The sequence below is a fragment of the Pseudomonas sp. Snoq117.2 genome, assembly GCF_900110545.1.
GTDB lineage: Bacteria > Pseudomonadota > Gammaproteobacteria > Pseudomonadales > Pseudomonadaceae > Chryseomonas > Chryseomonas benzopyrenica.
On record NZ_FOED01000006.1, the window covers coordinates 233,739 to 254,504 of the forward strand.

18 protein-coding genes are annotated in these 20,766 nt (G+C 66.6%); 3 read left to right on the top strand and 15 right to left on the bottom strand.

The genetic code is table 11. The features are described from left to right. Positions 1–28: 28 nt before the first annotated feature. The gene (gene recG, locus BMZ43_RS17165) at positions 29–2,104 is read right to left on the bottom strand and encodes an ATP-dependent DNA helicase RecG (RefSeq protein WP_017642345.1); all 2,076 of its coding nucleotides are present in this window, start codon (positions 2,102–2,104) and stop codon (positions 29–31) included. Next, positions 2,101–3,033, bottom strand: a complete 933-nt coding sequence (locus tag BMZ43_RS17170; RefSeq protein ID WP_007159908.1) for a hydrogen peroxide-inducible genes activator — start codon at positions 3,031–3,033, stop codon at positions 2,101–2,103. The genes recG and BMZ43_RS17170 overlap by 4 nt, the downstream gene beginning before the upstream one ends. Before the next feature lie 151 nt (positions 3,034–3,184). On the opposite strand from BMZ43_RS17170, the gene BMZ43_RS17175 reads away from it, so the two are divergent. Then, the gene (locus BMZ43_RS17175) at positions 3,185–4,030 is read left to right on the top strand and encodes an NAD-dependent epimerase/dehydratase family protein (protein WP_093255123.1); all 846 of its coding nucleotides are present in this window, start codon (positions 3,185–3,187) and stop codon (positions 4,028–4,030) included. Positions 4,031–4,081: 51 nt separating this feature from the next. Here the strand turns inward: BMZ43_RS17175 and gltP are convergent, their stop codons facing one another. The 5 genes from gltP to BMZ43_RS17200 form a co-directional block, all read right to left on the bottom strand. Beyond that, positions 4,082–5,431, bottom strand: a complete 1,350-nt coding sequence (gene gltP / locus BMZ43_RS17180) for a glutamate/aspartate:proton symporter GltP (RefSeq protein WP_093255125.1) — start codon at positions 5,429–5,431, stop codon at positions 4,082–4,084. A gap of 311 nt (positions 5,432–5,742) precedes the next feature. Beyond that, complete coding sequence (locus BMZ43_RS17185) at positions 5,743–6,573, bottom strand: aldo/keto reductase (protein ID WP_093255127.1); 831 nt, start codon at positions 6,571–6,573, stop codon at positions 5,743–5,745. Positions 6,574–6,640: 67 nt separating this feature from the next. After that, positions 6,641–7,003, bottom strand: a complete 363-nt coding sequence (locus BMZ43_RS17190) for a hypothetical protein (RefSeq protein ID WP_017642349.1) — start codon at positions 7,001–7,003, stop codon at positions 6,641–6,643. Between the two features lie 144 nt (positions 7,004–7,147). Beyond that, entirely contained in the window at positions 7,148–8,347 is a 1,200-nt protein-coding gene (fdhA, locus tag BMZ43_RS17195) for a formaldehyde dehydrogenase, glutathione-independent (protein ID WP_007159913.1), read from the bottom strand. A 167-nt stretch (positions 8,348–8,514) separates the two neighbouring features. Then, positions 8,515–9,822 carry an MFS transporter gene (locus BMZ43_RS17200; protein WP_177344822.1) on the bottom strand — a complete coding sequence of 436 codons (1,308 nt, stop codon included), beginning with the start codon at positions 9,820–9,822 and terminating at the stop codon, positions 8,515–8,517. Between the two features lie 487 nt (positions 9,823–10,309). Here BMZ43_RS17200 and BMZ43_RS17205 point away from each other — a divergent pair, with 487 nt between their 5' ends. After that, the gene (locus BMZ43_RS17205; RefSeq protein ID WP_026083995.1) at positions 10,310–10,711 is read left to right on the top strand and encodes an acyl-CoA thioesterase; all 402 of its coding nucleotides are present in this window, start codon (positions 10,310–10,312) and stop codon (positions 10,709–10,711) included. A gap of 18 nt (positions 10,712–10,729) precedes the next feature. Here BMZ43_RS17205 and BMZ43_RS17210 read toward each other — a convergent pair whose 3' ends face one another. Further along, positions 10,730–11,938: an aldose 1-epimerase family protein gene (locus BMZ43_RS17210; protein WP_218189460.1), complete on the bottom strand. Its 1,209-nt coding sequence runs from the start codon at positions 11,936–11,938 to the stop codon at positions 10,730–10,732. 233 nt (positions 11,939–12,171) lie between these two features. Here BMZ43_RS17210 and BMZ43_RS17215 point away from each other — a divergent pair, with 233 nt between their 5' ends. Beyond that, positions 12,172–12,609, top strand: a complete 438-nt coding sequence (locus tag BMZ43_RS17215) for a hypothetical protein (RefSeq protein WP_093255132.1) — start codon at positions 12,172–12,174, stop codon at positions 12,607–12,609. A 45-nt stretch (positions 12,610–12,654) separates the two neighbouring features. Here the strand turns inward: BMZ43_RS17215 and BMZ43_RS17220 are convergent, their stop codons facing one another. The 7 genes from BMZ43_RS17220 to BMZ43_RS17250 form a co-directional block, all read right to left on the bottom strand. After that, on the bottom strand, positions 12,655–14,055 hold the full coding sequence (locus tag BMZ43_RS17220) for a sugar porter family MFS transporter (protein WP_093255134.1): 1,401 nt from the start codon (positions 14,053–14,055) through the stop codon (positions 12,655–12,657). A 109-nt stretch (positions 14,056–14,164) separates the two neighbouring features. Next, positions 14,165–15,217: an SMP-30/gluconolactonase/LRE family protein gene (locus BMZ43_RS17225; protein WP_017642354.1), complete on the bottom strand. Its 1,053-nt coding sequence runs from the start codon at positions 15,215–15,217 to the stop codon at positions 14,165–14,167. 93 nt (positions 15,218–15,310) lie between these two features. Then, positions 15,311–16,636, bottom strand: a complete 1,326-nt coding sequence (locus BMZ43_RS17230; RefSeq protein ID WP_017642355.1) for an MFS transporter — start codon at positions 16,634–16,636, stop codon at positions 15,311–15,313. 479 nt (positions 16,637–17,115) lie between these two features. After that, the gene (gene dgoD, locus BMZ43_RS17235; protein WP_064309178.1) at positions 17,116–18,264 is read right to left on the bottom strand and encodes a galactonate dehydratase; all 1,149 of its coding nucleotides are present in this window, start codon (positions 18,262–18,264) and stop codon (positions 17,116–17,118) included. A gap of 120 nt (positions 18,265–18,384) precedes the next feature. After that, positions 18,385–19,011, bottom strand: coding sequence for a 2-dehydro-3-deoxy-6-phosphogalactonate aldolase (locus tag BMZ43_RS17240; protein WP_064309177.1), 627 nt, complete (start codon positions 19,009–19,011; stop codon positions 18,385–18,387). Then, entirely contained in the window at positions 19,004–19,957 is a 954-nt protein-coding gene (locus tag BMZ43_RS17245; protein WP_064309176.1) for a 2-dehydro-3-deoxygalactonokinase, read from the bottom strand. Before BMZ43_RS17245 ends, BMZ43_RS17240 begins: the two co-directional genes overlap by 8 nt. Further along, positions 19,954–20,748: an IclR family transcriptional regulator gene (locus BMZ43_RS17250; protein ID WP_064309175.1), complete on the bottom strand. Its 795-nt coding sequence runs from the start codon at positions 20,746–20,748 to the stop codon at positions 19,954–19,956. Before BMZ43_RS17250 ends, BMZ43_RS17245 begins: the two co-directional genes overlap by 4 nt. Positions 20,749–20,766: the final 18 nt, after the last annotated feature.

The window sequence follows — 20,766 nt, forward strand, 5'->3', positions numbered from 1 at the left end:
GTAGGTAGCGTCGTCTGTATAAGCTTTGTCAAACCTGGCCGTATTGCTGCCCATGGCGCAACCAGCGCTCCAGCAGCGGAGCGGCATGGCTTGGCCAGCGTGCCAGCAGCTCCTGGGCGGCGTCGCGCACCGCCGGCAGCCAGTGGGCATCGCGCATCAGATCGGCCACCTTGAATTGCAGCAGGCCGGTCTGGCGCGTGCCGAGCATCTCGCCGGGCCCCCGCAACTCCAGGTCCTTCTCGGCGATGATGAAGCCGTCGTTGGTCTCGCGCATGATGGCCAGGCGCTCACGACCGATCTGCGACAGCGGCGGATGAAACAGCAGCACGCAATGGCTGACCGCACTGCCCCGCCCGACACGGCCACGCAGCTGGTGCAACTGGGCCAGACCCAGACGTTCGGGATTCTCGATGATCATCAGACTGGCGTTGGGCACGTCCACCCCGACCTCGATCACCGTGGTGGCCACCAGCAGCTGCAGGTTGCCGGCCTTGAACTCGGCCATCACCGCGGCCTTTTCCGCTGGCTTCATGCGCCCGTGGATCAAGCCAACGTGCAATTCAGCCAGGGCCAGCTGCAACTCCTCGTAGGTGGTCTCGGCCGCCTGGCAGGTGAGCTCCTCGGATTCCTCGATCAAGGTGCAGACCCAGTAGGCCTGACGGCCTTCGTGGCAGGCGGCGCGCACTCGCTCCACCACTTCCTCGCGGCGACTGTCGGTGACGCTCACGGTATTGACCGGCGTCCGCCCCGGCGGCAGCTCGTCGAGCACCGAGGTGTCCAGGTCGGCATAGGCGCTCATGGCCAGGGTGCGCGGGATGGGGGTGGCGGTCATGATCAGCTGGTGCGGCGCGAGACGGCCGTCGACGCCCTTCTGGCGCAGGGCCAGGCGCTGCTGCACGCCGAAGCGGTGCTGTTCGTCGATCACCACCAAGGCCAGGCGGGCGAAGCGTACCTCGTCCTGGAACAGCGCATGGGTGCCCACCACCATGGGTGCCCCGGCGGCGATGCGCTCCAGGGAGCTGGCGCGGGCCTTACCCTTGAGCTTGCCGGCCAGCCAGGCCACCTCGATGTCGAGAGCGGCGAACCAGCGCTGGAAGTTGAGGAAGTGCTGCTCGGCGAGGATCTCGGTAGGCGCCATCAGCGCCACCTGGTAGCCGGCCTCGATGGCCTGCAGGGCGGCCAGGGCGGCAACCACCGTCTTGCCCGCGCCCACGTCGCCCTGCACCAGGCGCAGCATGGGCTCGGGCTGGGCCAGGTCATGGGCGATCTCGCGCCCGACGCGCTGCTGGGCACCGGTGGGTTTGAAGCCGAGGTTGTCCAGATAAAGCTGTGGCAGGCGCCGGGCCGCCGGCAGGGGCACCGCGCGCTGGGCGCGCAGGGTCTCGCGCAAGCGCTGCAGGGACAGCTGGTGGGTCAGCAATTCTTCGAAGACCAGCCGTTCCTGGGCCCAGTGGCGACCCTCGGCCAGCTCTTCCAGGTCCGCATCCGGCGGCGGTCGGTGCAGATAGCGCAAGGCATCGGCCAGCGGCCCCAGGCGATAGTGCTCGGCCATCTCCGGCGGCAGCCAGTCGGGCAGGGATTCGGGCCCGAGCCGTTCCAGCGTCTGGGCGCTGAGCTGGCGCAGGCGCAGCTGGGTGAGGCCTTCGGTGGTCGGGTAGATGGGCGTCAGCGTCTGCTCGACCGGCGCCGGGGCGTTCTCGTCCTGGGCGCGGTATTCGGGGTGATAGATCTCCAGGCCGGAAGCACCGGGGCGCACCTCGCCGTAGCAGCGCAGCAGGGTGCCGCGAGCCATCCCGTCCTTTTGCGCCTGGCTGAAGTGGAAGAACCTCAGCGACAGGGTGCCGCTGCCGTCCTGCAGCCGCACCAGCAGGCTGCGCCGGCGACCCATGAGCACCTCGGCGGAGGCGACCATGCCCTCCACCACCGCGTCCTGGCCGGGCCGCAGGGCGCCGATGGGCACGATGCGGGTGCGGTCCTGGTAGCGCAGCGGCAGGTGGAAGAGCACGTCCTGCAAGGTTTCCAGACCGACCCGCGCGAGCTTTTCCTGCAGGGCGGCGCCGACCCCCTTGAGGGCGGTGACCGGCGTCGCGGCCAGTTCACTCATGCCGGCTGCACGACGCCCTTGGCTTCAGGCCGCGCCACCGAGCAGAGGCGGACCGAGTCGGCCAGCACCTCGATGGCCTTGGGCCGTGGAAAGCTGGCGCGCCAGGCGATGGCCACGGTGCGATAGGGCACCGGCCGCTCGAAAGGCCGTACCTCGATGATCCCGGGGGCATAGTGGTGACTCTCCACCGCCGAGAACGGCAGGACCGAGACGCCCAGACCCGAGGCCACCATGTGGCGAATGGTTTCCAGCGAGGAGGATTCCACCGTGGAATTCTTGTTTTCCTCGTGCTTGCGCACGGTCGGACAGGCTTCCAGGACCTGGTCGCGGAAGCAGTGACCCTCGCCCAGCAGCAGCAGGCTCTTGTCGCTGAGCTGGTTCTGCGGAATGGCCTTGAGCTTGGTCCAGGGGTGCCGCGCCGGCATCATCACGTAGAAGGGCTCGTCGTACAGCGGCAGGGTCAGGACGTCCGGCTCGTTGAACGGCAGGGCGAGGATGACGGCGTCCAGCTCACCGGTGCGCAGCTTGTCGCGCAGCAGGTGAGTGAAGTTTTCCTCGATGTACAGCGGCATCTCCGGCGCCACCCGGTTGAGCTGCGGGATGAGGTGCGGAAAGAGATAGGGCCCGATGGTATAGATGGCACCGATCTTCAGCGGCGCGGTGAGCTGGTTCTTGCCGGCCTGGGCCAGTTCGCGGATGCCCTGGGCCTGCTCCAGCACCTTTTGTGCCTGGGCGACGATGCCCTCGCCGGTGGGGGTGAGGCGCACGGCACTCTTGCTGCGCTCGAAGATCAGAATGCCCAGCTCGTCCTCGAGCTTCTTGACGCCGACCGACAGGGTCGGCTGGCTGACGTGGCAACGCTCGGCAGCTCGGCCAAAGTGCTGTTCCTGGGCGAGCGTGACGATATAGCGCAGTTCAGTCAGGGTCATAGTCAAATTCCATGGGTGGCCAGGCAATCTTAGCGGCTGTCTCTATCAACGGCCAAGCGCGACGGGCAGCTGCCTGCGCCTTCTGGTTGGACCGCGGGTACGCTCAGGCTACCCTGGCCGTCTGTCCAGGCCTTTGCAGAGGGAAACACCGATGAGCACCATTCTGATCGCCGGTTGCGGCGATGTCGGCAGCCGTCTCGGCCTGCAACTGGTCGCCCAGGGCCACCGGGTCTTCGGCCTCCGGCGCAACGTCGCCGCCCTCCCCGCCGCGTTGCTGCCGGTGGCGGGCGATCTGGCCGACGCCATGCCACCGGCGGCCTGGCCGCGAGAGCCCATCGACCAGGTGGTCTATGCCACCGCCGCGACCCACCATGACGAAGCCGGCTATCGTGCCGCCTATGTCGACGGCCTACGCCACCTGCTGGACTGGCTGGCCGCCTGCGACCAGCGTCCGCAGCGATTGCTGTTCGTTTCCAGCAGTGGCGTCTATGCCCAGGGCGACGGCGCCTGGGTCGACGAGACCGCCCCTGCCGAACCCGAGCGCTTTTCCGGACGCCTCCTGCGCGAGGCGGAGGACCTGGCGCTGGGCAGCGGCCTGCCCGCCACCGTGGTCCGCCTGACCGGCATCTACGGCCCGGGGCGCGAGGCGCTGCTGCGGCAGGTGCGCGAAGGCTCCCGGGTGACCCGCGAGCCGCCGCTGTATGGCAATCGCATCCATGTCGAGGACGCCGCCGGCCTGCTGGCACTGCTGCTGCAACGGGATCGCGAAGGGGTCGCCCTGGAAGCGCTCTATCTGGGCGTGGACGACGATCCGGCGCCGCTGGACGAGGTGGTCGACTGGCTGCGGGCACGGCTGGGCATCACCTTCTGGTCCGACGAAGCCCAGTTGCGTCGCGCCGGCAGCAAGAGATGCAGCAACGCCCGCGCCCGGGCGCTGGGCTGGACGCCCCGCTACCCCAGCTATCGCGAAGGCTACGCGGCCATTCTCGACCGCTGAAACGACAGAGCCCGACACAAGACCGGGCTCCGTTCTCAGCTAACGATCCACTCAGTCACGCAGGGCTTCACCGCGCGTGGCCTGAGGACGCTCCTCGACCTTGGCGGTGCTCTTCAGGTGCGGCAGGGCGGCCCAGTAGGCGGCGCCCTTCTCGGCGTCGTAGAGGCCTTCCCACTTGGCGATGACCAGGGCGGCCAGGGCGTTGCCGATCACGTTCAGAGCGGTGCGCGCCATGTCCATGATGCGATCCACGCCGGCGATGAAGGCCAGGCCTTCCAGCGGAATGCCGACGCTGCCCAGGGTGGCCAGCAGGACCACGAAGGAGACACCCGGCACGCCGGCGATGCCCTTGGAGGTGACCATCAGGGTCAGCACCAGCAGCAGCTGCTGGCTCAGCGACAGGTCGATGCCATAGAGCTGGGCGATGAACAGCGCCGCGATGCTCTGGTAGAGGGTGGAACCGTCCAGGTTGAAGGAGTAGCCGGTGGGCACCACGAAGCTGGTGATGGCCTTGGGCGCGCCATAGGCCTCCATCTTCTCGATGATGCGCGGCAGCACGGTTTCCGAGCTGGCAGTGGAATAGGCCAGAATCAGCTCGTCCTTGAGGATGCGGATGATGCGGAAGATCGAGAAGCCGAACAGCTTGGCCACCAGGCCCAGCACGCCGAGGGCGAAGAAGCCGATGGCCACGTAGACCAGCACCACCAGCTTGGCCAGCGGCAGCAGGGAGGCGAAGCCGAAGTTGGCCACGGTCACCGCGATCAGCGCGAAGACGCCGATGGGGGCGTAATTCATGATCATGTGGGTGACCTTGAACATGGCCTCGGAAATGCCTTGGAACACGCGCACTACCGGCTCGCGGGTGGCTTCCGGCAGGGCGCCCAGGCCCAGGCCGAACATCACCGCGAAGAAGATGATCGGCAGCATCTCGCCACGGGCGACGGCGGCGAAGACGTTGGACGGGATCAGGTTGAGGATGGTCGCGATGAAGGCGTGATCATGCTGCACTTCCGCGGTGGTCTTCTGGTACTGGGAGATGTCGGTGGTGCCCAGGGTACTCATGTCGATACCGGCACCGGGCTGCACGCTGTCGGCGAAGAACAGGCCGACGACGATGGCCAGGGTGGTGACGATCTCGAAGTAGAGGATGGTCTTGAGACCGATGCGACCGAGCTTCTTGGAGTCGCCGACGCCGGCGATGCCGACCACCAGGGTGGCGATGACGATGGGCACCACGATCATCTTGATCAACCGGATGAAGATGTCGCCGGCCGGCTTGAGAACGTTCGCGATCCACCAGGCCTTCTCGGCGCTGAAGTGGTTGAGCAGTGCGCCGACGGCGATCCCCAGCACGAGGCCGATGAGAATCTGCCACGCGAGGCTGAGCTTGGGCTTGGTCATGTACCGACACCTTTGTTCTATTTGGATGGAGTTCGGGACGAACGTCACCGTGCCGGGTCGTGATGCGCAAAGCGCATGCAACGCCCAACCGAAGGGTGCGTTCAGGCTGCGGAAACGGTGCTCGAAAAGGACGAGGAGCACCAAGGCGTCACACTTTTGCCAGAGGGTAACGGGGTATGTCTAATGCCGCTGTAGCCTGCCCTATGCCGATCCGGCATGAGAGGTCCCGAAAGGGCCGCGCAGCATACAGGCACTGGCGCCTTGCACGCCAGGCATACAGAGACGCCGCTCATCGCGGCGTCCCGTGCACGTCAGCCGTTGAAGGTGGAAGGGTCCGGGCCCAGACGCCGGTCCTGATTCAGCCCGGCGATCTGCCGCAGGTCATCGTCGTCCAGGGTGAAGTCGAAGATCTGCATGTTCTCTTCGATGCGCTTGGGCGTCTTGGATTTGGGAAAGATGATGTTGCCCAGCTGGATGTGCCAGCGCAGCACCACCTGGGCCGGCGTCTTGCCGTGCTTGGCCGCCAGCTGTTGCAGGATCGGGCTGCCCAGCAGCTCGCCGCCCTGGGCCAGCGGACTCCAGGCTTCGGTGGCGATGCCCTTGTAGGTGTTGAAGTCGCGCAGCTCCTGCTGTTGCACCAGCGGATGGCACTCGATCTGGTTGACCACCGGCACCACGCCGGTCTCGGTCAGCAGGGTCTCGATGTCGGCCTGACGGAAGTTGGAGACACCGATGGACTTCACCCGACCCTGGTTGCGCAATTCGATCAGCGCCTTCCAGCTGTCGAGGAACAGGCCCTTTTCCGGCAGCGGCCAGTGGATCAGATAGAGGTCGACATGCTCCAGGCCCAGCTTGGCCAGACTGGTGTCGAAGGCGCGCAGGGCGCTGTCGTAGCCCTGGTCGGCATTCCACAGCTTGGTGGTGATGAACAGCTCGTCACGCGGCAGACCGGCCTGGGCGATGGCCTGGCCGACGCCCTCTTCGTTGCCATAGATGGCGGCGGTATCGATGTGTCGATAACCCAGATCGAGGGCGGTCTTGACCACCTGGGCGGTCTCTTCGGCCGGAGTCTGCCAGACCCCCAGACCGAATTGCGGAATGTGGTGACCGTCGTTGAGCTGAAGACGGGTGATCGCGGACATGCGTCGCTCCTCTGGAATGGATGGGGTACCAGAGGTGTGACTGGCGGCGGTGGCCTTTTGCTCCCGATCAGTCGAGGCGCATGGCCTCAGGCACGCTGTAGCTTTCCACCCAGCCCAGCACGGTACGGCCATCCCGCTGCAGCTCGATGCGCTTCCAACGCTGGAAGGAACGGGTCTCGATCACCCGCACCTGGGTATCGCCGTCCAGCCGTACCAGGGTGTTGCGGGCGCGCTCGCGACTACGGTCGTAGACGAAGGGCCACTTGAGGACATCGACCGGACCGCGCAGCATCCAGCCCTGCCCTTCTTCGGCGAAGCGAAAGGACACGCCACCCTCGGCGCGCGCCAGGTTGCTGCCTAGCAGCAGCACGGACGCCACCAGCAGTGAGGGGAGGATACGGCGAAGGATCGAAAGGACATTCGGGGTCATGCGGGCCTCGTCTGTGGCACCAAAAAAACAGCGCCCGAATCGGACGCTGCGAGGGTAGACCCCTTGGTGTGGCAAACGACTGCAGGCTTTGCCCGAGAAATGCCAAATGGCCAGCATTCCCGGACAAAACCCTTAGCGCAATGATCAGGCCGCGCTGAACAGCTTGTGCGGATCGATGACGAATTTCTTCGGTACGCCCGAATCGAATTCGCTGTAGCCGCGGGGTGCCTCGTCCAGGGTGATCACCTGCACGCCGACGATGTCGGCGATCTTGATGCGATCCCACATGATGGCCTGCATCAGCTGACGGTTGTACTTCATCACCGGGGTCTGGCCGGTGTGGAAGCTGTGAGACTTGGCCCAGCCCAGACCGAAGCGGATGCTCAGGGCACCCTGCTTGGCCGCGGCGTCGACGGCGCCTGGATCGTCGGTGACGTACAGACCGGGGATGCCGATCTTGCCAGCCACCCGCACGATGCCCATCAGCGAGTTCAGCACGGTGGCCGGGGCCTCGCTCTTGGCGCCTTCGTGACCATGGCCACGGGCCTCGAAGCCAACGGCATCGACGGCGCAATCCACTTCCGGAGTGCCCAGCAGCGCGGCGATCTGCTCGTGCAGCGGGGTGTCCAGGGACAGGTCGGCGATCTCGAAGCCCTGGGCCTTGGCGTGGGCCAGGCGCACCGGGTTGACGTCACCGACGATGACCACGGCGGCGCCCAGCAGACGGGCCGAGGCGGCAGCGGCCAGGCCGACCGGGCCGGCACCCGCCACATAGACGCTGGTGCCCGGGCCGACGCCGGCGGTGACGGCGCCGTGGTAGCCGGTGGGCAGGATGTCGGACAGGCAGGTCAGGTCACGGATCTTTTCCATGGCCGCGTCGCGATTCGGCAGCTTGAGCAGGTTGAAGTCGGCATAGGGGACCAGCACGTATTCGGCCTGGCCACCGACCCAGCCGCCCATGTCGACGTAGCCGTAGGCACCGCCGGCACGCGAGGGGTTGACGGTCAGGCAGACCCCGGTGTCCTGCTCCTTGCAGGTGCGGCAGCGACCGCAGGCGACGTTGAAGGGCACCGAGACCAGGTCGCCGACCTTGAGGGTCTCGACGTCGCGGCCCGCTTCGATGACCTCACCGGTGATCTCGTGGCCGAGCACCAGACCTTCGGGGGCAGTGGTCCGGCCGCGCACCATGTGCTGGTCGGAACCACAGATATTGGTGGACACCACGCGCAGGATGACGCCGTGGTCGATACGCTTGCCCTGCGGGGTTTCCATCTTCGGATAGGGGATGGTCTGCACCTCGACCTTGCCCGCGCCCAGATAGACGACGCCACGATTACCGGACATGTTGCACCTCGCTGTTGTTGTTGGACTGGCTCTAGGGATCCGAGCCTAGTCCTCGCGAAGCGTGGCGTCTGTGGGGATGGCGTTTTTGGCCATGCCGAGGTCGCCCTGGCGGGTCGTCCTGGCGAACCCGTTCACGCCGCCGGTGCAGGTGGCGTGAACGGCCGGGGTCAGGCGGGCGCCAGGGCGGCGGCGCGGCGCTCGCGGCTGAGCAGGTAGCAGCCGATGCCCACGCCCAGCAGGGCCAGCCCCATGACGTACCAGGCCGGGCCCAGCGGATGCTGCTTGAGCATCAGGGTGACGACCATGGGGGTCAGGCCGCCAAAGATGGCGTAGGCCACGTTGTAGGAGAAGGACAGGCCCGAGAAGCGCACCTTGGGCGGGAAGGCCAGCACCATCACTCGCGGCACGCCGCCGATGACGCCGACCGCGGCGCCAGCCAGGGCATAGAGCGGGAACAGCCACTCCGGGTGGATCTTCAGACCGGCATAGAGCGCCCAGCTGGCCACCGCCAGGATCAGACCGCCGACGATGAACACCGGACCGCTGCCGAAGCGATCGGACAGGGCACCGGAGACGATGCAGCCCAGGGTCAGGAAGACGATGGCCAGGCTGTTGGCCTTGAGCGCCATGGCGGCGGAGAAGCCGTACTGGGTCTGCAGCAGGGTCGGGGTCATGAGGATGACCACCACGATGCCGGCGGTGAGCATCCAGGTCAGCAGCATGGACAGCACCACGCTGCTGCGATGGTCACGCAGCACCGCCTTGAGCGGCACTTCCTCGGCCAGCGACTTGTGGATCGCCAGCTCGGCGAACACCGGCGTCTCGTGCAGCCAGCGGCGCAGGTAGACCGAGAACAGGCCGAAGACCCCGCCGATCAGGAAGGGGAAGCGCCAGGCGTAGTCGGCCACCTCCACCGGGGTGAAGACGGTGTTGATCAGGGTCGCCATCAGCGAACCGAGCAGGATGCCGAAGGTGAGACCGGCGGTCAGGGTGCCGCAGGCATAGCCGACGTGCTTGCCGGGCACGTGCTCGGAGACGAACACCCAAGCCCCGGGCACCTCGCCGCCGATGGCCGCGCCCTGGATGATGCGCAGCACCAGCAGCAGGATGGGGGCGGCCACGCCGATCTGGGCGTAGGTGGGCATCAGGCCCATGCCCAGGGTCGGCAGCGCCATCATGAAGATGCTCAGGGTGAACATCTTCTTGCGTCCGAGCAGGTCGCCGAAGTGGGCCATGATGATGCCGCCCAGCGGGCGGGCCAGGTAGCCGGCGGCGAAGATGCCGAAGGTCTGCATCTGCCGCAGCCATTCGGGCATGTCGGCGGGAAAGAACAGCTTCCCCACCACCGCGGCGAAGAAGACGAAGATGACGAAGTCGTAGAACTCCAGCGCGCCGCCGAGAGCGGACAGCGAGAGGGTCTTGTAGTCGTTGCGGCCCAAAGGGCGCGACGTGAGCGGCGCGGAGGCGGATTGCAGTTTCATCGAGGATCCCGGACAAGAGAGGAGCGCAAAGGAAATTCGGCCTCTGGCATCCCTCCGGGTGTAGCGGACAAGACGCGGCCCCGAGTGACCGTCCGCCTGGGGCGGCTGGCAGGGATCGGGCGGGTCGCCGGATGGGCGCCGGACCTGCACCGCGCCGCCTGCGCTCTTGTGGAGCACGGCAGCAGCAGGTCTACCGATCATTACCTGATCATCGGACGTGCACGACCCTCTGGATTGCCTGGCCGTGCACGGTCTCCACGATAGCAAATCCGCAAGGAATTTCAGCTATTCATTCAGTGCCCATTCAGGGCTCATCTGCCGAGCTATGCCTGTTCCATCCTGGTGCAAAAGCGGTCGAGCCGCCCTGCCCCAGGCGTTATACTGTAGCCCCCTAACGATCTCCCCAGAGAGATTGGCAGCATTCTTGCGTGCAGATGCTGAACGTTACCTACCTATCCGGGCTCCCGAGGGCCCTGTCATGATCGAAGAGCTCGAACAAGAAGATCCCATCCCCCAGGGCGACCTGGCCATGCAGATCACCGCTCTGCCCCGCGAGACCAACGGCTTCGGCGACATCTACGGCGGCTGGCTGGTGGCCCAAATGGACCTGGCCGGCAGTGCCATGGCCAGTCGTCTGGCCGCTGGTCGGGTGGCCACGGTAGCCATCGACCGCATGGCCTTCATGACGCCGGTGCCCGTGGGCGCACAGCTCTCCTTCTATACCAACACGCTGGAAGTGGGCCGTAGCTCCATCCAGATCCTCATCGAGGTCTGGAGCGACGATCCGCTGTCCAGCGAGTGGAGCAAGGTCACCGAGGCGGTGTTCGTCTTCGTCGCCATCGACGGTAGCGGTCGCACCCGCCCGTTGCCCGCGCGGCGCTAGCGCGGCCTCGCCAGGCCACTAAGGCTCCTGGGCCAGCGGCGCCTCGCGCATCTTGGTCGGTCGGCCGTGGCGGATGCCTTCGACCTGCTCCAGCGCCTGCCGGACCTCGGCGGCGGTGGCCAGCAACCGATAGTCGAGGGTGAAGTCGCGTGTGCCGCCCGCCTCGATGCACGGCACCAGCCCCAGCGCCCGCTGCTGGCCGCGGTTGTAGGAAAAGCTGGTACCCGGCTCCAGCCCGGTGACATAGCCCTGGGCCTTGGCATCGGTGTTCTTCCACAGGGTAAAGACCGGCAGTTCCCGCACATTGAAGGCCAGCGCCACCCCCTGATGAGCACTGCGATCGTGCAGCACCGCCAGGCTACGCCCCTGATCGTCGCCCCAGGGGTAGAGGTTGTAGACCGTCTCGCCATAGCCCGGCGTGGGTGCGCGATAGGTCTGCCATTCGCCCAGTTCCTGACGCGCCCGCGCATCGAAGGGTGACACCTCCCGCACCGGAGCGGCGAACCGTGAGCCCTGGCCGAGCAGCGGCGGACCGAAGTTGCTGTGATAGAGCACCTGGTACTCGGCGGTATGCGCCCCCTGGTTGGTCAAGCGGTCGTGCAGCGTGAAGCCGGTGGCCCCGGCGTGGGTGACCAGTTCGGTGTCGATGCGAAAGTTGGCCTGCTTGAAGGCCTCTTCGTGTAGCACGCCCTTGAGGCTGATGCGGTGCGGCGGCTGTTCGTCGATGGTCAGCACCACCTGACTGGCCGGCAGATAACTGGCCCGTCCGTGCAGGGTCAGGAGTTGCCCCCGGTCCATTCCCGGGTGGCCGACCCACTCGAAGCCGGCGCGCGCCACCAGCTCGTTGAAGCCTTCCAGCCAGCCCAGCCCGTTACGGCTTTCCAGATTGACGAAGGCCGGATTGACCACCTCGCGTACCGGAGAATCCCAGCCCAGTCGCAGGGTGCCGGCCTGGGCGCGCAGGACATTCATGCCACGGGTCGCCACCACGGTGAGCTGCATAGCGCCGGTATCGATCTCGATCAGCACCGAACCCTCCTGGCGCCCGCTACTCAGGCGATGCACACCGACGGCGAAGGCCAGGCCATCGCGCAGACCCAGGCGGTCACTGCTGATGCTCCAGTTCTGCACCGGCTTGTCGGGAGCGATGAGGGTGTATTCCCAGGCCGAGGCGCTGACACTGGCAAGGAGCAGGAGACAGCCAGACAACAGACGAGCGTGGATCATGAAGTCCCCTTGGCAGCGCGGTCGACCTGAGTCTAGACCAGCCCGCGCCGGCCTGCAGACCCCCGCTCCAGACGCGACCAGAGGGACAAGACCCCTTATTCCCGTATAGGTTTGTTCAAGGAAATCAAAGGAATGGGTAAAGACAACCTTTACCATTCAAACGACCGTTCGGTACTTGCCAGGGCAGCGATTTTTGCCGAGGATCGGCTCGTCTCTACCACGGAGTGGACTCCATGAAACCTTCAGCCCTGTTCTTGTTGCTTGCCCTGGCGGGCGTTGCCCCGGCCTATGCGGGCAATACCGAAGCCGGACTCGGCGGCGCCGTGGGTGGCGTACTCGGTACCCTGGTCGGCCAGCAGGTCGGCGGCAGTACCGGTGCGGCCATCGGTGCCGGCGTGGGCGGTGCAGCAGGTGGTGTACTGGGCGCTGACCGGCGCAATCGGACCGAGGCCGCCATCGGCGGCGGTCTGGGCGCGGCGGGCGGCAACGTGATCGGCAATAGAGTCGGTGGCAGCACCGGTGGCCTGGTCGGCGCGGCCCTGGGTGGCGGTGCCGGCAGTGCCCTGGGCAACAATCTGGGCGACAGCGGCCGCGACGATCGCCGCTATCGCGACCATCCCGGCAAGGGCTGGAAGCACGCCAAGCACAGACACAAGCGCTGGGATCGCTAATAAAAACGCCCGGCATTGCCGGGCGTTTTTTTGTTGCGCGCGAAGCTACTGACCGAGATCGCGCAGGCGCTTGCCCTGCATCAGATTGCGTTCGATGCGTTCCAGGGTGACACCCTTGGTCTCCGGCACCAGCAGGAACACCAGGAAGATGAACACCACGTTCAGACCGGCATAGATCCAGAAGGTGGTGCCCTGTCCCAGGGTGCCCAGCATGGTCAGGAAGGTGGCACCGACGATCATGTTGGCGATCCAGTTGGTGAAGGTGGAGCAGCCGATGCCGAAGTCGCGGCCCTTGAGCGGCTGCACTTCCGAGCAGAGGGTCCAGATCAGCGGACCGGCCGACATGGCGAAGCCGACGATGAAGATCAGCAGCATGACCACGGTAAAGGTCTGCTGGCCGTGGTTCAGGTTGCCCGCGCCCAGCATGCTGCCGACCACGCCCAGGCCCACGGCCATGACCACGAAGCCGGTATAGAGGATGGGTTTGCGGCCCCACTTGTCGACCAGGAAGATGGCGATGAAGGTGGCCAGCACGTTGGTCAGACCGACCGCGGCGGTAAACCACATCTGGGCGGCGGTGTCGTAGCCCATGCCTTCGAAGATGCGCGGCGCGTAGTACATCACCACGTTCATGCCGGTGAACTGCTGCACCACCTGCAGGAGTACGCCCAGGCCTACCGAGCGGCGGAAGTTGGCATTCTCCTTGAACAGCGACCAGCCCTTTTGCGGGACCTTGAGCTGCTCTTCGATCTCGGCGACTTCCTGCTGGATGACCTTTTCGTCACCGCGCAGCCGGTGCAGGACCTTGATCGCTTCCTCGCGGCGACCCGCCATGATCAGCCAGCGCGGACTGTCGGGTAGCGCGAAGACGCCGATCAGGAACAGCACCCCGGGGATGGCGATGATGCCGAGCATCCAGCGCCAGGCCTCGTAGTAGCTGAAGGCGGTGTTGGAGAGGAAGGCGAGCAGGATGCCGGCGGTGATCATCAGCTGGTACAGCGAGATCATTGAGCCACGGATGTTTTCCGGAGCGACCTCGGCCAGGTACAGCGGCGCGGTGAAGGACGCGATGCCGATGGCCAGGCCGAGCAGGAAGCGGGCAAAGATCAGCATGGTCGGCGAAGTGGCCAGGCCACAGAGGATCGAGCCAATCACGAACAGGATGGCGCCCAGCATCAGCGATTTCTTGCGACCCAGCTTGGCCGACAGCGAGCCCGCGCCCAGAGCGCCCAGGGCGGCACCGGCCATCATGCTGGAGACGATCCACTCGATCACCTGATCGGAGATCTGGAATTCCTGCTGGATGAATTTGGTGGCGCCGGAAATGACGCCGATGTCGAGGCCGAACATCAGACCGGCCAGGGCGGCCATCAAACAGGCGAAGATCGCCTTGGGCTGGGCCTTTTCGGTGACGTGACCGTCGGCGTTGGTAGTGGTGTTGCTCATGACTGAGGCTCCTCGCTCGCCTTGTGGGCGATCTTGTTGGCGCGGGTCGTTCCGTATCCGCTTGTTACAGACCTGTCTAACGATCCTTGGTTCGGCCGGTGAGAGGCCCTTACCAGAGCCGCGCGGGCTGGGCGTTCACATAGGTGGCATAGAGCGAACCGCCGCCGGTGATGAACAGGCGATTGCCCTTGAGGCCACCGAACTCGACGTTGGACACGGTCTCCGGCAGGTGCAGGGTGGCCAGCGGCTGGCCGCTCGGATTGAAGACCCGCACGCTGTTCTGCTCGGCCGAGCCGGCCCAGCTGCACCAGAGGTTGCCGTCGCTGTCGACGCGGAAGCCGTCGATCACGCCCTGGTCCTTGGCATCGATCAGCACCTCGCCGCCGCCCAGGGTGCCGTCGTCCTTCAGCGTGAAGGCACGCAGATGGTTGGGCTTGCCGGGATTGCCGCCGCCAGCGGTGTCGCTGATGTAGAGGCGCTTGCCATCGGGGGCGAAGGCCAGGCCGTTAGGCCGGCCGAAGTCGCCCGCCGCCACCGTGGCCTTGCCCTGGGGATCGATGCGATAGACGTTGGTAGGCAGCTCGAATTCGGCCTTGTGGCCCTCGTAGGCGCCGAGGATGCCGTAGCCGGGATCGGTGAACCAGATGGCACCATCGGCCCCGACCACTACGTCGTTGGGGGCGTTCAGTGGCTTGCCGTCGAAGCGGTCGAGCAGCACCGTGACGCTGCCGTTCAACTCGCGGCGGGTGACGCGGCGGCTGTCGTGCTCGCAGCTGATCAACCGGCCCTCGCGGTCACGGGTGTGGCCATTGGCGTTGTGGGACTGGTCATCGTAGACGCTGACGTGGCCGTCGTCGGCGCTCCAGCGCATCACCCGGGCATTGGGGATGTCGCTGAACAGCAGGCAGCGCCAGTCGGCCATCCACACCGGGCCCTCGGTCCAGAGACCACCGGACCAGAGGCGCTCGACGAAGGCATTGCCCAGGCGGCCTTTGAAGGCCTGGTCGTGGATTTCCCAGGCGGGATCGGGCATGACGATGGGCGGCTTGCCCTCCCAGTTGCGGGTAAGGCCGAACTTGTCGTCGGCGAGGGCGCGACTGGCGACCAGACCGGCCGAAGCGGCCAGGGATACGCCGAGAAAGGTGCGACGGGCGAGCGGCATGGGGAGACTCCTTTGTTGTCGTTATGGGTCCGGCAAGGCCGGTGGCAGAGCACCGCGTACCGGGACAGGCACGCGGTGCTTCCTTAGTCGCCCTTATTCGGGCAGACGTTCCACCTTGCCCACCACCAGGCCATAGCAGAGGGCACCGATCAGTGCGGTCACGCCGATGAAGGCGATGGCCGGGGCGAAGCTGCCGTCCTTGACCAGGAAGCCGATGACGATGGGCACGCAGATGGCCGAGAGGTTGCCGATGAAGTTGAACATGCCGCCGGTGAGGCCGATCAGCCGCTCCGGCGCCATGGCCGAGACCATCGACCAGGTGATGGAGGCCAGGCCGTTGCCAAAGAAGGCCAGCGCCAGGCAGGCGATGATCAGCGCCGGGGAGTCGACGAAGTTGGCGCCGACGATACTGGTGGAGATCAAGAGGCCACCAATGATCGGCAGCTTGCGCGCCAGGCCCACGGAGGCGCCGCGACGGACCAGCCAGTCCGACAGCAGGCCCGAGCAGATCACGCCGAGGAAGGCGGCCAGGAACGGCAACGAGGCGAGAAAGCCGGCCTTGATGAAGTCCATGCCGCGGTATTTCACCAGGTAGGTGGGGAACCAGGTGAGGAAGAACCAGAGGGTGGAATTGAGGCAGAACTGGCCGATGTAGATGCCCCAGAGCTTGCGCTTGTTGAGCACGCTCCAGAGGTCACGCCACTGGAAGGCGGCGCGACTGCGGTTCTTCTGCTCCAGATCGACCAGACCGCCACCCTCCTGGATCAGCGCGACCTCGGCGGCATTGGCGCCGCGGAAATCCTTGGGTTCGCGATAGACCAGATACCAGATGGCGGCCCAGAGGATGCCGACACCGCCGGTGACGACAAAGACCATGTGCCAGCCAAAGGTCTGCTGCAGGTAGATCAGCACCGGGGTGAGAAAGGCCAGGCCGACGAACTGGCCGGAGGTGTAGAAGCCGATGGCGGTGGCCCGCTCGCGCTCGGGAAACCAGGTGGTGACCACCCGGTTGTTGATCGGATAGGCCGGTGCCTCCAGGGCGCCCACGGCGAGACGCAGGATGATCAGGCCGATGAAGCTGCCGACGAAACCCAGGCCGATGGTGGCCAGCGACCAGAGCGCGATGGCTACCGGATAGAGGATGCGCGGAGCGACCTTGTCCACCAGCCAGCCGCCGGGGATCTGCATGGCGGCGTAGGTCCAGCCGAAGGCCGAGAGGATCAGCCCCATGTGCACCGGTTCGATGCCCAGGTCCTGGGCCAGGTGCGGGGCGGCGATGGAGAGGTTGCTGCGGTCGAGGTAGTTGATCACCACGGTGACGAACAGCAGCATCATGATGAAGAAGCGCGCCCGGCTGGGCTTGGCCAGGGTCGGGGCAACCGTGGCCGCCGCCGGGGAGGCCTGGGTAGGGGTTGGCATGGCTCGGGTCCTGTAATTGACGTTGTGGCGAGCGTTGTCGATGTCTAGGGGTCAGGGCGCCGTGGCGGCCCTCACCCTGGCCCTCTCCCAAGGGGAGAGGGGATGGTCGGTGCGGAGGTCGAGTCCCGCGCTCCTGCTCTTGCCCCTCTCCCTTGGGGAGAGGGTTGGGGTGAGGGGCCAGCGGTGTGTCTGGCCATTAACAGTGGCGTTGCTTTTCCCTCACCCTGGCCCTCTCCCAGAGGGAGAGGGGACGGTCAGTGCGAGCGTCGGGGCCGGAGCTCCTGCTCTTGCCCCCTCTCCCTTGGGGAGAGGGTTGGGGTGAGGGAGCAGCGGCGCCAATCTTCGAAAGCAACGCGTCGCGAGCGCAGGCGGAGCAAGGCGAAAGCCGGTGAGAAAGCGGAGTGCACATCGAGTGCATGAGCATTTCGAACCGGCTTTCAACGCCGCTCCGGCAAGCGCAGCAGCGTTGAATCGAAGATTTACCACTCCGCGAAACTGCCGTCCTTGTGCCGCCAGATCGGATTGCGCCAGCGATGGCCGATGGCGGCCTGCTCCTTGACGAATTCCTCGTTGACCTCGACGCCCAGCCCCGGTCCCTGGGGGATCTTCACGTGGCCATCGGCGTAGTCGAAGACCTCGGGATTCTTGATGTAGTCCAGCAGGTCGTTGCCCTGGTTGTAGTGGATGCCCAGGCTCTGCTCCTGGATGAAGGCGTTGTAGCAGTTGGCGTCCAGCTGCAGGTTGACCGCCAGGGCGACGGGGCCGAGCGGGCAATGCAGGGCGATGGCCACGTCATAGGCCTCGGCCATGTTGGCGATCTTGCGTGTTTCGGTGATGCCGCCAGCGTGGGACGGATCGGGCTGCAGGATGTCGACGTAGCCTTCCTGGAGGATGCGCTTGAAGTCCCAGCGCGAGTAGAGCCGCTCGCCCAGGGCGATGGGCGTGTTGCTCATCAGGGCGATTTCCTTGAGCGCCTCATGGTGCTCGCTGAGCACCGGCTCCTCGATGAACATCAGGCGAAACTGCTCCAGCTCCTTGACCAGCACCTTGGCCATGGGCTTGTGCACCCGGCCATGGAAGTCAACGCCGATGCCAAAGTGCGGACCACAGGCGTCGCGGATGGCGGCGACGTTGGCGATCACCTGGTCGACCTTGTCGTAGGTATCGACGAACTGCATCTCTTCGCTGGCGTTCATCTTGATCGCAGTGAAGCCCTTGGCCTGACGCTCCAGGGCCTGGGCTGCGGTCTCCGCCGGGCGGTCGCCGCCGATCCAGGAATAGACGCGGATGCTGTCGCGCACCTGGCCGCCGAGCAGCTCGTGCACCGGTACGCCCAGGGCCTTGCCCTTGATGTCCCACAGGGCCTGGTCGATGCCGGCCAGGGCGCTCATGTGGATGCCGCCGCCGCGATAGAAGCCGCCCCGGTAGAGCACCGTCCAATGGTCTTCGATGTTGCGCGGGTCCTTGCCGATCAGGTAGTCGGCCAGTTCCTCGACCGCCGCCGCCACGCTATGGGCGCGCCCTTCCAACACGGGTTCGCCCCAGCCGTGGATGCCCTCGTCGGTCTCGATCTTGAGAAAGCACCAGCGCGGCGGGACGACATAGGTGGTGAGTTTGGTGATCTTCATGGTGTGGAAATCTCGACAGTAATTATTGGAATCGAGGGATTGGGCAGCTCGCGGTCATGGCGGTTCGCCGCTGCGAACGCTCCTACAGGCTCTTGTAGGAGCGGTCCATGACCGCGAGCTTTAAGCGTTCTTTACCGCCCGCCACCCCGCCGCGAAGGCCTGGGCGTTGGCGCTCACCTGGGCCGCCGTGAGGCCCGGCTTATACAGCGCCGAGCCGAGTCCGAAGCCGTTGGCGCCGGCCGCCACGTAGGGGCCCATGTTGTCCGGGGTGATGCCACCCACCGGCAGGAGCGCCAGCTCCTTGGGGAAGACCGCGCGCCAGGCCTTGACCACCGCCGGGCCGAGTTGCTCGGCGGGAAACAGCTTGAGGCTGTCGGCCCCGGCGTCGAGGGCGGCGAAGCCTTCCGACGGAGTGGCCACGCCCGGGGCGCTGACCAGGCCAGCGGCCTTGCTGGCGCGGATCACCGCCAGGTTGGCGTTGGGCGAGACGATCAGCCGGCCGCCCGCGGCGTCCACCTCGGCCACCTGGGCCTCGGTGAGCACGGTGCCGGCGCCGATCAGGCAGCTTTCATCCAGCTCCGCGGTCAGTCGGCGGATACTTTCGAAGGGCTGCGGCGAGTTGAGCGGGATCTCGATGACGCGAAAGCCGGCGTCGTACAGGGCACGACCGACCGGGACGATCTCGTCCGGGGTGACGCCGCGCAGGATGGCGATCAGCGGCAGGTCCTTGAGGTAGGTATCAAGCATGGGAGCCTCCAGAGGTGGGGAGCAGGCCGGCGGCCTGGGCCAGGCGCCAGAGCCCGGCCCGGGTGGCCTGCTCCAGCAGGCGGACCTGGTGGATGTCGAACAGCGCCAGGGCGTCGCGATAGCGCTGGCAGAGCGCCGCGTCGCCGATCAGCACCAGGGGTGGGCAGGTGGCGCCCTTGAGCGCGGCGACCTGGCTGCGCAATTCTTCGCCGATCAGCAGACCGGACAGGTAGTCGAGGCTGTGCGCCGCGCCCAGCTCGCCGGCCAGCACCCGGCTGCGGGCGGTGAAGAGCCGGCCGAACAGGCCCTCGGCCCCGGCGTCGCGGGCGGTGACCAGGCCCAGGCGGAAGGCCTCGGCACTGGCCTCGGGACCGGCCTCGGTGGCCGGACGCCCCAGGATGGAATGTTCGCGCAGGACGGCGAACAGCTCGCCAGTCATGTAGGTGGCGAAATCGGTGAGGCGACCGTCACGCACCCGCACCCACTTGCTGTGGGTGCCGGGCAGCACCAGCAGGGCCTCGGCGGCCAGGTCCGGCTCCAGTTCGAGGGCGCCGAACACCTGGGTTTCCTCGCCACGCAGCACGTTGGGCAAGGCGCCGCGCTGCATCACGCCGGGGACCAGATGGAGCTCGCCGCAGCCGCTGTCCAGGCGCAGCAGACCGGCAGCCAGGCTGTGGACGTCGGCGGGGCAATCGGCATAGGGCACCTCGCGCCAGCCACCGCGACTGCCGACCATGCCGCAGGCGATGGCGGGCAGGTCCGGCTGGGCCTCGCGCCAGTCGCCCACCAGGGTGCGATAGGCCGCGGCGAAGTCGCCATCGGGCACATGCATGATGCCCCAGGGCCGGCTGCGGGTTTCCAGCACGGCGCCCTGGGCGTCGAACAGCTGGGCGCGTAGGGACGAGGTGCCCCAGTCGAGGCCGATGAGGTGCGGGGTGGCGGTCATGCAGGGCTCCAGCCGAGTTCGCGGGAAATGGCCCGGGCGCAGGCACTGACCTCGGGCTGCAACTCGTGCAGCCGCGCCTCGGGCATATAGGGGATGGCACTGGCCACGCTCAGGGCCGCGACGATGGCGCCGTCGGCACCACGGATGGGCGCGGCCACGCAGCGGATGCCCAGTTCGTTCTCTTCCAGATCCAGGGCATAGCCTTCGGCGGCATGGCGGCGCAGGCGCGCGCAATAGTCGGCCCAGGGCAGGAAGTCCTCGCGCAGGCCGGGCTGGCCGCTACGCCGCGCCACGCCTTCGCCATAGAGGGCTTCCCACTCGACTTCGGCGAGATCCAGCATCAGCGCCTTGCCGACCCCGGTCAGCGCCAGCGGCATGCGCAGGCCGACCCGGGATCTCATCTCCAGGCCCCGGCTGCCCGGCAGCTTGTCCAGATAGAGGACATCGCCGCCCTCGCGCACGCCGAGGTGCACGGTGTCACCGCAGTGCTGGGCCAGGCGTTGCAGATGGGGCCGGGCCACGCCGGTCAGCGGCAGCTGTTCGCGGGCCTGGTAGCCGAGGGCGATGAGGTGGCTGCCCAAGATCAGTCGACCGCCATCGCTGCGTAGGTAGCCGGCCTGGGTCAGGGCGGCGACCAGGCGATGGGTGGTGCTGCGGGTGCAGCCAATGGCGGCGCCGACCTGGGCCAGGTTGTCGGCCCCGGCGGCCACGGCTTCGAGCACCGCCAGGCCGCGAAACAGCGCCTGGGCCCCGCTGGGCGCTTCGCCCTTGTTGGAATTGTTGTCGTTCATGGCCTTCACTCTAGAAGC

What these genes read in the sequence shown, in the direction of transcription:
- recG (WP_017642345.1), bottom strand. Translation starts at nt 2,104, where the DNA reads ATGAGTGAACTGGCCGCGACGCCGGTCACCGCCCTCAAGGGGGTCGGC.
- BMZ43_RS17170 (WP_007159908.1), bottom strand. Translation starts at nt 3,033, where the DNA reads ATGACCCTGACTGAACTGCGCTATATCGTCACGCTCGCCCAGGAACAG.
- BMZ43_RS17175 (WP_093255123.1), top strand. Translation starts at nt 3,185, where the DNA reads ATGAGCACCATTCTGATCGCCGGTTGCGGCGATGTCGGCAGCCGTCTC.
- gltP (WP_093255125.1), bottom strand. Translation starts at nt 5,431, where the DNA reads ATGACCAAGCCCAAGCTCAGCCTCGCGTGGCAGATTCTCATCGGCCTC.
- BMZ43_RS17185 (WP_093255127.1), bottom strand. Translation starts at nt 6,573, where the DNA reads ATGTCCGCGATCACCCGTCTTCAGCTCAACGACGGTCACCACATTCCG.
- BMZ43_RS17190 (WP_017642349.1), bottom strand. Translation starts at nt 7,003, where the DNA reads ATGACCCCGAATGTCCTTTCGATCCTTCGCCGTATCCTCCCCTCACTG.
- fdhA (WP_007159913.1), bottom strand. Translation starts at nt 8,347, where the DNA reads ATGTCCGGTAATCGTGGCGTCGTCTATCTGGGCGCGGGCAAGGTCGAG.
- BMZ43_RS17210 (WP_218189460.1), bottom strand. Translation starts at nt 11,938, where the DNA reads ATGATCCACGCTCGTCTGTTGTCTGGCTGTCTCCTGCTCCTTGCCAGT.
- BMZ43_RS17215 (WP_093255132.1), top strand. Translation starts at nt 12,172, where the DNA reads ATGAAACCTTCAGCCCTGTTCTTGTTGCTTGCCCTGGCGGGCGTTGCC.
- BMZ43_RS17220 (WP_093255134.1), bottom strand. Translation starts at nt 14,055, where the DNA reads ATGAGCAACACCACTACCAACGCCGACGGTCACGTCACCGAAAAGGCC.
- BMZ43_RS17225 (WP_017642354.1), bottom strand. Translation starts at nt 15,217, where the DNA reads ATGCCGCTCGCCCGTCGCACCTTTCTCGGCGTATCCCTGGCCGCTTCG.
- BMZ43_RS17230 (WP_017642355.1), bottom strand. Translation starts at nt 16,636, where the DNA reads ATGCCAACCCCTACCCAGGCCTCCCCGGCGGCGGCCACGGTTGCCCCG.
- dgoD (WP_064309178.1), bottom strand. Translation starts at nt 18,264, where the DNA reads ATGAAGATCACCAAACTCACCACCTATGTCGTCCCGCCGCGCTGGTGC.
- BMZ43_RS17240 (WP_064309177.1), bottom strand. Translation starts at nt 19,011, where the DNA reads ATGCTTGATACCTACCTCAAGGACCTGCCGCTGATCGCCATCCTGCGC.
- BMZ43_RS17245 (WP_064309176.1), bottom strand. Translation starts at nt 19,957, where the DNA reads ATGACCGCCACCCCGCACCTCATCGGCCTCGACTGGGGCACCTCGTCC.
- BMZ43_RS17250 (WP_064309175.1), bottom strand. Translation starts at nt 20,748, where the DNA reads ATGAACGACAACAATTCCAACAAGGGCGAAGCGCCCAGCGGGGCCCAG.